The sequence below is a fragment of the Gillisia sp. Hel1_33_143 genome (assembly GCF_900104765.1).
Taxonomy (GTDB): Bacteria; Bacteroidota; Bacteroidia; order Flavobacteriales; family Flavobacteriaceae; genus Gillisia.
In genome coordinates, this window is the sequence record NZ_LT629737.1 from 606,751 (window position 1) to 620,896 (window position 14,146).

The following is a 14,146-nucleotide window of genomic DNA, read 5'->3' on the forward strand; positions in this document are numbered from 1 at the left end:
GGCGATTAATCCTTATTTAAATAAATGATTCTTCATATATCTTCTGAAAATCAAAAAATATCACCACTTAACCGACAACAAATGTTTACAAACGTAAGTAAACGAAAACAAGCCTTTGCCAACCGAATAAACTTTCTGTCTCGATGTACGTTTGTCCTGTTGAAATGAACGAATGATTTTCAACTGCAATAAATTCTATAGTTATGAGCACTTTAAGAAACACAGTACAATTGATCGGGTATGTAGGTAATGATCCTGAAATCGTAAATCTTGAATCTGGTAAAAAATTGGCCAAATTCTCCATCGCTACTAATGAATCTTATAAAAACGCCAAAGGCGAAAAGATCACAGATACACAATGGCATAATGTAGTTGCCTGGGGCAAGACGGCCGAGTTGATAGAAAATTATGTTCCTAAAGGAAAAGAAGTAGGTATTGAAGGAAAACTTACTAGCAGAAGTTATGAAGATAAAGAAGGTGTAAAACGCTACATTACGGAAGTGGTTTGTAATGAACTTTTACTTCTGGGAAAATAGAACGTATGGATTTATTAAATAACAAAGCGACATTTCTAGCAGTTAAGAAATGTCGCTTTTTATATTAATCAGTTAAAACCTGATCTATAATTTTAATTTTTTACCTCTTTTTTTTCAGGCATTTTAATCTCTGGAGATAATACATTCCCATCGGCGTCGATCTCAATGATAGAATCAAATCCAAGTTCATCTAATTTATCTGCAACCTTAGCTCTGTCTCCTACCATAAACCAATTTACTTCATCGGGTTTAACCATTTTATTACTAACAGATTTCAAATCACTTAAAGTCAAATTCTTGATATTGGCATCATAGGTTTGGTAATAATCATCTGGCAGATCATACTTCACAATATTATAAAGTGAGTTATTTACCGCCGAGTTTGTTTCCCATTGTCCCGGTAAAGCAAGAATCTGATTAGTCTTTACTTTATCTAACTCTTCCTGAGTAACAGGTTTAGTAGATACAAATTGAGATAACTCTTTTTTCAATTCTAAGATAGATTCTGCAGTTTTATCGGTTTGAACCGGGGCATAAACAATAAATGGTCTTTCCTGTTGTGCGTCCATCACAAATCCGAAGGCGCCATAAGCCCAATGTTTATCTTCCCTAAGGTTCATATTGATACGTGAAGTAAATTCACCTCCCAACACATTCACCATTTGCTCTACAGCAACTTCTGGCACTTCCCCATATTTTCCGGTTAAATAACCACCAATAATTACAGATTGTGGAGATTCCGGTCTGTTCATTAAATACAATGTGTTTTTAGTTCCTGTTTTTGGCTTGTTATAAGTGATGGTTGGAACGTCTCCTTTTTTCATCTTCCCTAAAGATTTTTCAAGCTTCGCTTTAAGCTCACTCATTTCAACATCTCCGGTAACAATTAGCGTAGCATTATTCGGCTTCATCCAGGTATCATAAAATTTCTGAACATCGGCTCGCGTTAAATTTTCTACCGTTTTCTCATATCCCGTTCCTGTATATGGATTGCTATAAGGATGATCTTCCCCATATAAATATTTATTTACCACTCTTAAAGCCATGGAAACTGGCTGAGACTTCTCTCTTTTGATATCATTTAACTGCTCATTCTTTAATCTGTCGAATTCCTTTTGAGGGAAAGCTGGATTCAAAATAACATCTGCAAAAACATCTAAACTTCCATCTAAGCTTTGTTTTAAGGTATTCATACCCACTCTGGAAATATCCTGGTCTGATCCTGTATATAAATTAGCTCCCAGCATTTGAAGTTTTTCATTGATCTGAAGTGAGTTCATATCTTTAGTTCCTTCATCTAATAGATCCATCGCTAAAGCTGCAGTTCCCGGAGTAGCTAAATAATCTGTTTTATATCCGGCGTTGAACATAAGATCCATAACTACGGTAGAAACTCCTTCTCTTTTTGCTAAAACGATGTTCATCCCGTTAGACAATTTTGCTCGTTGCACTTCTGGAAATTTTACAGCCTTAGCAGTTCCTAAAGGAGGTAATTTAGATCTATCAATATCAGATTTCACAACGGTATATTCAGGGAATGGCTTGCAAATTAAAGTATGCTTTCCTTTTGTTAACCATTTCTTTGCTGTTGCCTGTAGATCAGCAGCAGTAGCATTTTCTACAAATTTCATTTGAGTTTTATAATAAGATGCATCTCCATGATACGTTTGATTTGATGCTAATACATCTGAAACTCCTCCAAACCCACCAATTCTTTCTGTTCCTTTTATAATTCCTGAAAAGTAATCGGCTTTAACTCTTTTCAACTCTTGCTCGGTAGGTCCGTTTTTTATTAGATGATCTATTTCGGCTAAAAGTTTAGTTCTAACTTCTTCAATATCTTCTCCCGGTTTTACATTTGCATACACGATGTAATTGCTCGCGATTTCGCTTGAAGACTGAAAAGCAGCAACATTACTAGCAATCTGATCTTCATAAACCAATTTTTTATAAAGTCTGGAATTCTTACCATTGCTCAAAATAGAAGCCACAAGATCTAATTCCAGATCTTCCTTTTCTCCAAACGGAGGAGAATTCCATGCAAAAAGAACTCTTGCCTCTGGCACTCTATCTTCATAAACCTGATACGTATCTCCGTTATGTTCCGGAATATTTCTTTCTTGTCTTTGGATGGTTGGTCCCGAAGGAATATCTCCAAAATAAGCCAACACTTTTTTGTGGATCTCTTCCGGCTTAATATCTCCGGCGATAGCAATTACTGCATTCGCAGCACCGTAATATGACTTGAACCAATTTTGCACATCTTCCAAAGAAGCAGCATTCAGATCTTCCATTTCCCCAATTACCGTCCAAGAATATGGATGCCCTTTAGGATACATGGCTTTAGTGATATAATTCCACTGTTGTCCATAAGGCTGATTTTCTCCTTGTCGTTTTTCATTTTGAACCACGCCACGTTGCTCATCTAAAAGATCCTGATCTACAACTCCAAGTAAATGCCCCATTCTGTCTGACTCTAGAAACAACACTTGGTCTAAAGCCGAAACCGGTACGTTTTGAAAATAATTAGTTCTATCTGTATTTGTAGTTCCGTTTACATCGGTTCCTCCTATTCTTTCTATAACCTGAAAATAGTCATCATCATAATTCTCACTTCCATTAAACATTAGATGTTCAAAAAGATGCGCAAACCCACTTTTACCTTCTTTTTCATTTTTAGATCCTACATGATACCAAACATTTACTGCTACAATTGGTGCTTTATGATCTTCATGAACCAAAAGGGTTAATCCATTTGGCAACACAAATTTTTCATAATCAATGTTGATGTCATCTGCTTTAAAAACTGAATTTTGTGCCCGAGATTTTTGTACAAAGCCAAAAACGATCAGGAAAACGATCATTAATTTTCTCATTTTTTTGATTGATTTGATTAATAAAAAGTGGGTGGGGCATTTAAATATAAGCATTTAATCTACTAAACATGAAATGCTTATAAAATTTATCAATTACATAAAACAGAATAAATGTCTAAGAGATAACTAGAAGAAGATATGTTGTGCTAACCTATAAGTATTAGCGTGTGCTTCTAAAATAATTTTAATATCGGGAGAATAACCACCTCCCATACTCACTTCTACCGGAAGATTAAGATCTTTTAATGTTTGTAAAACGTAGCGATCTCGCTCTTTACAACCTTCCACACTGCAACCGAGTTTCCCTAACTTATCGGTAGCAAGTATATCCACACCGCTTAGATAAAAAACAAAATCTGGTTCAACCTGTTGAATTAGATCGGGCAAAGTGTTTTTAAGAATGTCAAGATATTCTTCATCCTCAGTTCCATCTGGGAGCTCAATATCAAGATCTGATTTTTCTTTTTTGAAGGGATAGTTGTTTTTGCCATGCATAGAAAAGGTAAAGACTGAAGCATCATTTTTGAAGATCTCTGCCGTTCCATTTCCTTGATGCACATCTAGATCTACAATAAGTATTTTCTCTATTCCTTCCTTTTTCTGAAGATATCTTGCTGCAATAGCCTGATCATTCAAAAGGCAAAAAGCTTCGCCTCTATTTGAATATGCATGATGTGTGCCGCCGGCAATATTCATGGCAATTCCATATTCTAAAGCATAATCACAAGCTTTCACGGTTCCGTCTGCAATAATGAGTTCTCTTCGTATCAATTGCTTTGAAAGAGGAAAACCTATCTTTCTGGCAGCTCTTTTATCTAAGGTGTCATTTTTTAGATCATCAAAATACTCTTTGTCATGAACAGCTAAGATCAGATCTTCAGGAGGCATTTCTGGCTCAAAAAAATTAGCCTCAAAACAAGTACCTTCATGCAATAATTGCTTCGGCAATAGATCATATTTTTCCATAGGAAACCTATGACCTTCCGGCAATGGGTGCTTGTAGATGGGATGATTGGCTATTTTGAGCATAGATGTAAAAAAAGCCTTACTTAAAAGTAAGGCTTAGCTTATTAACTAATTATAGTCCCGTTATGCACGTTATCTTCATCAGGATTCAAAAAGACCAATTTTCCTTCTGCATTCTCTGTCATCAAGATCATTCCTTCACTTTCTACGCCTCTCAATTTTCTTGGAGCAAGGTTCACTAAAACAGTTACTTTCTTACCGATGATGTCTTCAGGTTTAAAGCTTTTAGCAATTCCCGAAACTATAGTTCTGGTGTCTATTCCTGTATCTACTTTCAACACCAATAACTTATCTGCTTTTGGCATTTTTGTAGCTTCGGTAATAGTACCTACTCGAAGATCCATTTTCGTGAAATCTTCAAAAGTAGCGATCTCTTTTTGAGGTTCTGCTTTTTTATTTTCAGCTTCGTTAGCGGCTTTAGTAGCTTCCAATTTGTCTAATTGTTTTTGAATTTGTTCGTCTTCTATTTTACTGAAAAGCAACTCTGCTTTTCCAATTTTATGACCTGAATTTAATAAGATGTGTTTAGTTGAAATTTCATCCCAAGTAGAATCTTGTCCATTTTCAGCATCAGAAATATTCAAAATAGATTTCAATTTAGCTGAGGTAAATGGCAAGAAAGGTTCGCTTAAAGTTGCAAGTGCAGATGCAATTTGCAATGCCACGAACATTACAGTTTTTACTCTTTCTTCATCAGTTTTTATAAGTTTCCAAGGTTCTTCGTCTGCTAAATATTTATTTCCTAATCTGGCAAGATTCATCAATTCTCCTTGTGCTTCTCTAAATCTATATTTTTCTATAGAGCTGGCAATTACTGCCGGATATGCTCTAAGTGTTGCAAGTGTCTGCTCATCAACTTCAGAATAATCTCCTGGCGTTGGAACTTCACCGCTATAATATTTATCGGTTAACACCACCACTCTGTTGATGAAGTTTCCGAAGATAGCCACCAATTCATTATTGTTTCTAGCCTGAAAATCTTTCCAGGTAAAATCGTTATCCTTAGTTTCCGGAGCATTTGCCGTAAGCGCATAACGCAATACATCTTGCTGATTTGGAAAATCTTCTAAATATTCGTGCAACCAAACAGCCCAATTCTTTGAGGTTGAAAGTTTTTTACCTTCCAAATTCAAGAATTCATTTGCAGGCACATTATCAGGTAAAATATAGCTTCCTTCGGCTTTAAGCATGGTAGGGAAAATAATGCAATGAAAAACGATGTTATCCTTACCAATAAAATGTACCAATTTGGTGTCTTTATCTTTCCAATATGGCTCCCAATCTTTACCTTCTCTCTCAGCCCATTCTTTGGTTGAAGAAATGTATCCGATTGGCGCATCAAACCAAACATAAAGCACTTTCCCTTCGGCACCTTCCACAGGAACCGGGATTCCCCATTCCAGATCTCTAGTTACCGCACGAGCTCTTAAACCTTCATCTATCCAAGATTTAACCTGCCCATATACGTTAACTTTCCAGTCTTTTTTATGTCCTTTAATGATCCATTCTTTTAACCAATCTTCATACCTGTCTAATGGTAAGAACCAGTGCTTTGTTTGCTTAAGCGTTGGCACTGCACCTGTAATAGCCGATTTTGGATTGATAAGGTCTGTAGCATTTAAAGAACTTCCACAATTCTCACATTGATCTCCATAAGCTTCTTCATGTCCACATTTTGGGCAAGTTCCCGTTACAAATCTATCTGCCAAGAATTGATTAGCCTCGGCATCGTACAACTGCTCGGTAGTTTCTTCAATGAATTTCCCATCTTCATATAATTTCTTGAAAAATTCTGAAGCGGTATCATGATGGATCTTTCTTGAAGTTCTGGAGTAGTTGTCAAAAGAAACTCCAAAATCCTGAAAAGACTTTTCTATAATTGCGTGATATTTATCTATAATTTCCTGCGGAGTTACTCCTTCTTTCTTAGCCTTCATAGGTATTGCTACCCCATGCTCATCACTTCCGCAAACAAAAGCAACATCATTACCCTGCATTCTTAAAAAACGTGCATAAATATCGGCTGGCACATAAACACCGGCCAAATGCCCAATATGAATGGGACCGTTGGTGTAAGGTAAGGCGGCGGTAATTGTATATCGTTGTGGAGAATTATTCATTTATTCCTGTTCTTTTTTTGAGTCTGTAAAGGTAAGCAACTGTTAAATATTACACGTTAAAATCTTGTAAAAGACAAGGCTGGTGGACCAAATGTGTCTATTTTTAGCCAAAACTTAACCAATGCGTAGAATTTTTATACTTATAGCTCTTGTAACACTGGCTTCCTGCGGAAGTTCAAAAAAATCGGTTTCAAATAGATCTGATAAACTTATGATCGAAAATTTAGCAAATTTTACTGAGGAAGAGATCAAGAATTCTTTCCCCAATGCTACTATAAACGAAGGTACGGGCTTGTTTGAAGAAGGTACTGTAGAAAAAGATTTTACCGTGTTATATCCGGAAACTCCCAATGAACTTCATATTACCTGGACTGATAATAGTAAAACTAAGATCGATGAGATCAGATTTTCTGACAAGGGAAAATGGAAATCTAAATCTGGGATAAAAATAGGAACTACCTACAGTGAGCTGAATAAAATGAATGGAAAACCGATTTCCTTTTACGGCTTTGGATGGGATTATAGTGGCGCTGTATTATGGAATGATGGAAAATTGGAAGACGGAAAACTGAGAGTTTTTATAGGACCCGATAACGAGGTGAATGCTAAATATTACGGAGACAGAATTATAAAAGCAAGTCCTGAAGAGATTGAAGCTTTAGATCTAAAAGTTCAAACTATTTTACTTCATTTAGGCGAATAAAACCTAGCGATAAATAGGGAATAATCCCCATTACGCTCTTATATTATTAGCTATTTTTATTGCTCTTTATTTAAAAAGTGTAAAAGCTAATGGCAAGTCATAATGATTTAGGTAAAAAGGGAGAACAACTGGCTGCGGAGTTTCTAATCTCTAAAGGTTATAAGATCGTTGCCAGAAACTTCAGATTTCAAAAGGCTGAAGTTGATATTATCGCAAGAAAAAATAATATACTCGCCATAATTGAAGTCAAAACCCGAAGCTCTTCTAATTTTGGAGATCCTCAAGAGTTTGTGAAAGCAAGACAAATTCAACATTTGGTTAAGGCGGTAGATCATTTTGTATCTGAACATCAATTGGACGTTGATGTAAGATTTGATATTATTGCCATCATTAAAAATTCTAAACAAACCAAAATAGAACATTTGGAAAATGCTTTTTTATACTTTGAATAGGTCTCGACTCCACTCAACCTGTCATTCCAGTCATTTCGAGGAGCATCTTGAAGTTAAGCTTTCGCCGGCTCTTCCTCTTTCACTCTAAAATCTAAAGGTTCCAAAACTTTTAAAGCTCTATCTATAGAAGTGATCTTATCAAATGTTAACAATAACCTCAACCCAGATCGAGTCTTTTTCTCTTTCATTGTACAAGACTGTGAATGCGTTTGTACGTATTGCAACACTTTAGTAAATGCTTGTGTGTGATAGAAATTCGATTGCTGATCTGCAATAAAATACCCTATTAACTTCCCTTGTTTCATGATCACTTTTTCCAAACCTATCTTAGAAGTGATCCATTTAATTCTTACGCTATTCAATAGATCTGAAGCTTGAGTTGGCAACTCTCCAAATCTGTCTACCAATTCGCTTTCAAACTTCTGTAATTCAGCTTCGGTTTTGATATTATTAAGCTGAGTATACAAATTCAATCGCTCTGTGATGTTATTGATATAATCATCCGGGAACAGCAATTCAAAGTCTGTGTCTATCTGAGTATCCTTTACAAAGTTCTTTTCTTCTATACTCTCGGTATCTTCATACAAATCTTTGAACTCATTTTCCTTTAATTCCTCGATCGCCTCATTCAATATTTTCTGATAGGTATCAAAGCCAATATCATTAATAAATCCGCTTTGGTCTCCACCAAGAAGATCTCCCGCTCCACGAATTTCCAGATCTTTCATGGCAATATTAAATCCGCTTCCCAGTTCAGAAAATTGCTCTAATGCAGTAATTCTCTTTCTCGCATCATCTGTCATTGCAGAAAACGGTGGCGTAATAAAGTAACAAAATGCTTTTTTGTTGCTACGCCCTACTCTTCCTCTCATTTGATGCAAGTCTGAAACTCCGAAATTATTAGCGTTATTAATAAATATGGTATTGGCATTGGTAACATCCAATCCACTTTCAATAATGGTAGTAGAAACCAGCACATCGAACTCTCCATTCATAAAAGAAAGCATCAAATTCTCCAATTTCTTACCTTCCATCTGCCCGTGACCAACGCCAACTTTAGCGTCTGGCACCAATCTTTGGATCATTCCGGCAACTTCTTTTATATTTTCAATTCTATTATGAATAAAGAAAACCTGCCCTCCTCGTTGAATTTCATATGAAACCGCATCTCTTATAGTTTCTTCTGAAAATCTGATAACATTGGTTTCAATAGGATACCTGTTTGGTGGCGGCGTGGTAATGGTAGACAAATCTCGTGCTGCCATTAAACTGAACTGCAATGTTCTTGGAATAGGCGTCGCTGTTAAGGTTAACGTATCAACATTTTCCTTGATGGTTTTCAATTTATCTTTTACAGCGACTCCAAATTTTTGCTCCTCATCTACTATCAGTAAACCAAGATCTTTAAAATTAACTGCTTTACTTACCAGTTGATGCGTCCCAATTATAATATCAACTTTACCTTTTTCAAGATCTTCCAAAGTTTCTTTTCGTTCTTTGGCAGTTCTAAATCTGTTCAAATAATCTACCGTTACGGGAAGATCTTTTAATCGCTCGCTAAACGTTTTATGATGCTGAAATGCTAAAATAGTAGTAGGCACCAATACAGCAACTTGTTTTCCATTATCTACCGCTTTAAAAGCAGCACGAATGGCAACTTCTGTCTTTCCGAAACCTACATCTCCACAAACCAAGCGGTCCATAGGACGCTCATTTTCCATATCTTCCTTTACCGCAGCTGTAGCTGTGCTTTGATCTGGAGTATCTTCATAAATAAAAGAAGCTTCTAATTCTGCTTGCAAATAAGAATCCGGTCCGTATTTAAAACCTTTCTGTAGTCGGCGTTTTGCATATAATTCAATTAAATTATAAGCGATATGCTTAACTCTGGCTTTGGTCTTCTGCTTTAAATTTTTCCATGCATTACTACCAAGTTTATAGATCTTGGGCGGTTTCCCGTCTTTCCCGTTGTATTTCGAGATCTTATGTAAAGAGTGTATGCTCAGGTATAAAATATCGCGTTCGCCATAGATCAATTTTATGGCTTCCTGCATTTTTCCTTCGACATCTATTTTCTGAAGTCCGCCAAATTTCCCTATTCCGTGATCTATATGCGTTACATAATCTCCTACTTCTAAATTGGTTAATTCTTTTAAAGTAATGGCTTGCTTTTTAGCATACCCATTCTTTAAATGGAATTTATGATACCGCTCAAAGATCTGATGATCTGTATAACAAATAGTTTTTGAAGTTTCATCTATAAAACCTTGGAACATGGTAAGCACCACGGTGCGATATTTAACCTCTCTTTCTTGATCTTCAAAAATGTCGTGAAAACGTTTCGCTTGCTGATCGCTAACGCAAAAAATATAATTGGTATACCCCGCTTCCTGATTTTCAATAAGATTATCAATTAATAAATCGAATTGTTTATTGAAAGAAGGTTGAGGTTTTGTGTTAAATTCTATAATTTCCGGATTGCCTAAAAAAGCTTGATTGCTCAATTCTACTACGCTGAAATCCAGTAATTGTTTTTTGATGAGCGAAGAATGACAAAATAATTCTTCCGGCGAATTATGCTTTATTCCTTCAGATAGTTTTCCAAAAGCTTCTTCTGCTTTATCGAATAACTTATCGATCTGTGCAGCGAGCATATCTAAATTCCTGACAAAAACAACCGTATTTGAAGATACATATTTTAAAAAGCTCTCTCTTACCTCATCTAGTTTTTTATTCTCCACATTTGGCATAATGGAGATCTTCTTTACCTTATCTGTAGATAACTGAGTTTCTACATCAAAACTTCTAATGCTGTCTACCTCATCACCAAAGAATTCAATTCTATAAGGCTCATCATTACTGAAGGAGAAAACATCAATAATTCCTCCACGTACCGAAAATTCTCCCGGTTCTGTTACAAAATCTACTCGTTTGAACTTGTATTCAAATAAAACTTCATTTACAAAATCTATAGAAAGCTGGTCATTAACAGCAATTTTCAAGGTGCTCTTATCTAACTCTTTTCTGGTAACTACCTTTTCAAAAAGTGCATCTGGGTAGGTTACTATTACCGCAGGTTTTTTACGCGAATTAATTCGGTTTAAAACCTCAGCTCTCAGCAATACATTTGCATTATCGGTTTCATCAATTTGATAAGGCCTGCGATAACTTCCCGGATAGAAAAGCACATTTTTCTCCCCAATTAATTGTTCCAGATCATTTAGATAATATGCTGCTTCTTCTTTATCATTAAAGATCAACAAGAATGGTGCATCTGCTTCTTTAAAACTATTAGAAAGCACAAAAGAAAGTGAAGATCCAACTAGTCCTTTTAAATGAATTTTGGCTGGTTTCTCTGAATTTTGGGTAAGAATATTTTGAAGTTTCTCCTGTTGTGGAGACTTCGCAAAGATTTGGGCAATAGTAGATTTACTCATTGGCACAAAGATAATTCCTACCAAATTGGTTTACAAAACTTGCGGGTTTATTTAACTATTTATTGATACGTGTAGTATCTTAAAAAAGTATTGTAATCTTCAACTTGTTAATTTCAGCCTAAATCTATACAGAACAAACCTCACTCTTTGTTTTTTACTTAATTTCGACAGAATTCAAGAAAATAAATATGCCTAAAATAGAGGAGTTCGATGTATTTGTAATAGGAACCGGTACTGCAGGAAAAAAAGTAGCCACAGAATGTGTGAAAGCAGGATGGAAAGTTGCCATTGCAGATAATCGTGAATTTGGAGGAACTTGCTCTAACAGAGGTTGCGATCCTAAGAAAGTGCTGTTGGGGTTAACTGAAATTATTGACAGGGCAGAAAGAATGAGAGGTTATGGTATTACTAAAATGCCAGAATTTAGCTGGGAAGATCTTATGGCTTTCAAAGAGAGCTTTGTAAATTCAATTCCAAGAAGAACAGAAGAAGATTTTGAGGAATTGAATATTAAAATGTTCCATCAGTCTCCAAAATTTATAGATAAGAATACGCTTTCTGTAGAAGGCAAAACAATTTCAGCAAAGAAGATAGTTATTGCCACCGGGCAAAAACCTCTTGAGCTAAAAATTCCTGGAAGAGAACATGCAATTGTAAGTGATGACTTTTTAAACCTTAAATCGCTCCCAGAGAGCATGATCTTTATTGGCGCAGGATATATAGGGATGGAATTTGCACATATGGCCGCAAGACTTGGAGTAAATGTTACAATGATAGATACTTCAGATAGACCTCTAAATAATTTTGATAAAGATATCGTTGGGCATCTGGTAACCGCTTCTGAGAAGATCGGTATAAAATTCATTTTTAATGCGGAGGCCACAAAGATCGAGAAACTTCGAAAGAACTTTAGAATTACAGCGAACCAGAACGGGAAAGACATTTCAGAAAAAGCTGAGCTTATAATTAATACCGCCGGAAGAGTTCCTTCTATTGATGAACTAGATCTTGAAAAAGGAGAAGTCTCTTTTAGCAAAAAAGGAATCACCGTAGATAAACATTTACAAAATCCAACCAACAAAAGTGTTTACGCTTGTGGAGATGTTTCAGATAGTGAAGGATTGCCATTAACCCCTCTTTCTTCTAAGGAAGCATTAATTGTTATTTCTAATCTACTAAAAACACCTAGTCCAATAGAAGCAAATTATCCACCTCAACCCTCTGTGGTCTTCACACTTCCAAATATAGCATCTGTAGGACTTTCAGAAAAAGAAGCTAAAGAAAAAGGATATGATTATATCTTAGAGTATGAACTTGTACCCTCTTGGTTTAATGCAAAAAGAGTTAATTCTGAAGAATATGCCTATAAAACGTTGGTAGATAAAAAAACAGATCTCATTTTAGGAGCGCATTTAATTGGATTGGAAGCTTCAGAGATCATTAATATGTTCGTAATGGCAATGTGTGGAAAATTAACCACTAAAGAACTAAAAAATATGATCTATGCCTACCCAACTTGGGGAAGTGACATGAAAGGAATGCTATAATTTAAATTAATTCATCATTTTCTTGAACGGATTGGTCTCTCTATTGAGATAGCCGTGATAAGCCACATTTAAGAAAATTAAAACTGCTCCAATTAGCGCGTAATACGCTATAAGATCATGACTCCCTTGTTGCCTCATATAAATAGCAATTAGAGCCCAAATTCCAACGGAAGCAAATTCTCTCATGTTCCTTTTATAAATTATTAGAATATTTAAAAAGATAGCTATCGTAAGCATTACCATGGTCCATTGAACTTCATTCAAAAATCCACCATTCCAACCTATTTTGGAGAGATATGCAGCAACATTTGCTATTGCAGCAACCGCGATCCAACCGGAATATAAACAAATTGGCCACCATACAAAGGCGATGATCTTTATAGGGGCATCCCAGCGCTCCATATTGGTTTTTATTACTACCATTAGTAAACTAATTAGTATTATGAACATTAAAATAATAGAGATAAAAGTGTACTCGTATAACCATACTACTACCCATGAAGCATTAGCAAGATTTGCAATAAAGAAATAGGGGCCTGTTTGTTCTATAAAATCTGATTTTTTATCGCTGAAAAATGCTCTTTTAATCTGAAAAATAGCATAAGCAAACATGGCTAAAAAGATCAATCCCCAGATAGCAAAGGCGTAGCCTGCTGGAGTGAAGAGATTGTCATATTCTGCACTCAAACTCGCCATTGTATTCCCGTTAATGGTATACATTTGAGAGTAATAATTAACTACAATTACTAGAAGGACAGAGATAAAATTTAAAATAGATAGTTTTTTGGCCATGGTAAGAACTTTATTAATAGACTAAAATTACTTCTTTTTTTGTTACTGCATAGATCTTGTCTCCGGGCTTTGGAGATATCCAGAAATTCCCGGTAAATTCTCCAAATGCCGGAAGTATCATCTGACTATTGTTTTTATAGAAACATCTCAATTTGAGCTGTTGTCTTCCAGTTCCATTCAATTTAAAACCGGGATGTAAATGTCCACAGAAATTAAAAAAACCTTCTCGTTCCTCAGGATGATGCGTAAATAAAAATTGATCAAAAATGATCTCTGAATAGATCTTAATGCCCAACACTTCATATTTTACTGAAGAAATGATATCGTGATTTCCGGCTACCAAAATTATTTCTGAAGTGATATTTTGCAGCCAATTCTCGAAAAGATCCCACTCCATATTAAGTGAACTATGAAACAGATCTCCCATAAAATAAATCTTTTTAGGATTAAAGAACGCTACAACTTCATTTAATCTTGTAAAGTTTTCAGCAATCGCATTTTGCGGCACTGCGCTTCCATATTTTCTAAAATGAGATATTTTACCCAGATGTACATCACTTATTAATAGTATACTCTTTTCTTCCCAAAAAAGCACACCAGTAGAGTGTAAAATAACATTTTGCTCTTGTATCTGAATCTTTTCTATCACGCTGCAAA

The 14,146-nt window shown here is 35.5% G+C and carries 10 protein-coding genes; 4 read left to right on the plus strand and 6 right to left on the minus strand.

Going from position 1 to position 14,146, the window contains the following annotated elements:
• Nucleotides 1-203: 203 nt before the first annotated feature.
• A complete protein-coding gene (locus BLT84_RS02745; RefSeq protein ID WP_091262690.1) occupies nucleotides 204-536 on the plus strand; it encodes a single-stranded DNA-binding protein in 333 nt (110 codons plus the stop codon).
• Between the two features lie 92 nt (nucleotides 537-628).
• Here the strand turns inward: BLT84_RS02745 and BLT84_RS02750 are convergent, their stop codons facing one another.
• From BLT84_RS02750 to metG, 3 genes are all read right to left on the minus strand, one after another.
• The gene (locus BLT84_RS02750) at nucleotides 629-3,412 is read right to left on the minus strand and encodes a M16 family metallopeptidase (protein WP_091262692.1); all 2,784 of its coding nucleotides are present in this window, start codon (nucleotides 3,410-3,412) and stop codon (nucleotides 629-631) included.
• Between the two features lie 126 nt (nucleotides 3,413-3,538).
• Nucleotides 3,539-4,441, minus strand: a complete 903-nt coding sequence (locus tag BLT84_RS02755) for a histone deacetylase (RefSeq protein WP_091262694.1) — start codon at nucleotides 4,439-4,441, stop codon at nucleotides 3,539-3,541.
• A gap of 41 nt (nucleotides 4,442-4,482) precedes the next feature.
• Nucleotides 4,483-6,558, minus strand: coding sequence for a methionine--tRNA ligase (gene metG, locus BLT84_RS02760; RefSeq protein ID WP_091262696.1), 2,076 nt, complete (start codon nucleotides 6,556-6,558; stop codon nucleotides 4,483-4,485).
• Between the two features lie 121 nt (nucleotides 6,559-6,679).
• On the opposite strand from metG, the gene BLT84_RS02765 reads away from it, so the two are divergent.
• Both BLT84_RS02765 and BLT84_RS02770 read left to right on the plus strand, forming a co-directional pair.
• On the plus strand, nucleotides 6,680-7,261 hold the full coding sequence (locus BLT84_RS02765; RefSeq protein ID WP_091262698.1) for a hypothetical protein: 582 nt from the start codon (nucleotides 6,680-6,682) through the stop codon (nucleotides 7,259-7,261).
• Between the two features lie 89 nt (nucleotides 7,262-7,350).
• Nucleotides 7,351-7,713 carry a YraN family protein gene (locus BLT84_RS02770; RefSeq protein ID WP_091262700.1) on the plus strand — a complete coding sequence of 121 codons (363 nt, stop codon included), beginning with the start codon at nucleotides 7,351-7,353 and terminating at the stop codon, nucleotides 7,711-7,713.
• Nucleotides 7,714-7,766: 53 nt separating this feature from the next.
• On the opposite strand, the gene mfd is transcribed toward BLT84_RS02770, so the two are convergent.
• Nucleotides 7,767-11,150, minus strand: a complete 3,384-nt coding sequence (mfd, locus tag BLT84_RS02775; RefSeq protein ID WP_091262702.1) for a transcription-repair coupling factor — start codon at nucleotides 11,148-11,150, stop codon at nucleotides 7,767-7,769.
• Between the two features lie 188 nt (nucleotides 11,151-11,338).
• Between mfd and BLT84_RS02780 the strand changes: the two genes are divergently transcribed.
• Nucleotides 11,339-12,697, plus strand: coding sequence for a dihydrolipoyl dehydrogenase family protein (locus BLT84_RS02780; protein ID WP_172822434.1), 1,359 nt, complete (start codon nucleotides 11,339-11,341; stop codon nucleotides 12,695-12,697).
• Nucleotides 12,698-12,703: 6 nt separating this feature from the next.
• On the opposite strand, the gene BLT84_RS02785 is transcribed toward BLT84_RS02780, so the two are convergent.
• On the minus strand, nucleotides 12,704-13,489 hold the full coding sequence (locus BLT84_RS02785; protein ID WP_091262704.1) for a hypothetical protein: 786 nt from the start codon (nucleotides 13,487-13,489) through the stop codon (nucleotides 12,704-12,706).
• 13 nt (nucleotides 13,490-13,502) lie between these two features.
• Complete coding sequence (pdeM, locus tag BLT84_RS02790; RefSeq protein WP_091262706.1) at nucleotides 13,503-14,138, minus strand: ligase-associated DNA damage response endonuclease PdeM; 636 nt, start codon at nucleotides 14,136-14,138, stop codon at nucleotides 13,503-13,505.
• Between the last annotated feature and the right edge of the window lie 8 nt (nucleotides 14,139-14,146).

Bases quoted from the DNA above. Each gene is read 5' to 3' on its own strand.
- BLT84_RS02745 (WP_091262690.1), top strand. From the start codon at position 204: ATGAGCACTTTAAGAAACACAGTACAATTGATCGGGTATGTAGGTAAT.
- BLT84_RS02750 (WP_091262692.1), bottom strand. From the start codon at position 3,412: ATGAGAAAATTAATGATCGTTTTCCTGATCGTTTTTGGCTTTGTACAA.
- BLT84_RS02755 (WP_091262694.1), bottom strand. From the start codon at position 4,441: ATGCTCAAAATAGCCAATCATCCCATCTACAAGCACCCATTGCCGGAA.
- metG (WP_091262696.1), bottom strand. From the start codon at position 6,558: ATGAATAATTCTCCACAACGATATACAATTACCGCCGCCTTACCTTAC.
- BLT84_RS02765 (WP_091262698.1), top strand. From the start codon at position 6,680: ATGCGTAGAATTTTTATACTTATAGCTCTTGTAACACTGGCTTCCTGC.
- BLT84_RS02770 (WP_091262700.1), top strand. From the start codon at position 7,351: ATGGCAAGTCATAATGATTTAGGTAAAAAGGGAGAACAACTGGCTGCG.
- mfd (WP_091262702.1), bottom strand. From the start codon at position 11,150: ATGAGTAAATCTACTATTGCCCAAATCTTTGCGAAGTCTCCACAACAG.
- BLT84_RS02780 (WP_172822434.1), top strand. From the start codon at position 11,339: ATGCCTAAAATAGAGGAGTTCGATGTATTTGTAATAGGAACCGGTACT.
- BLT84_RS02785 (WP_091262704.1), bottom strand. From the start codon at position 13,489: ATGGCCAAAAAACTATCTATTTTAAATTTTATCTCTGTCCTTCTAGTA.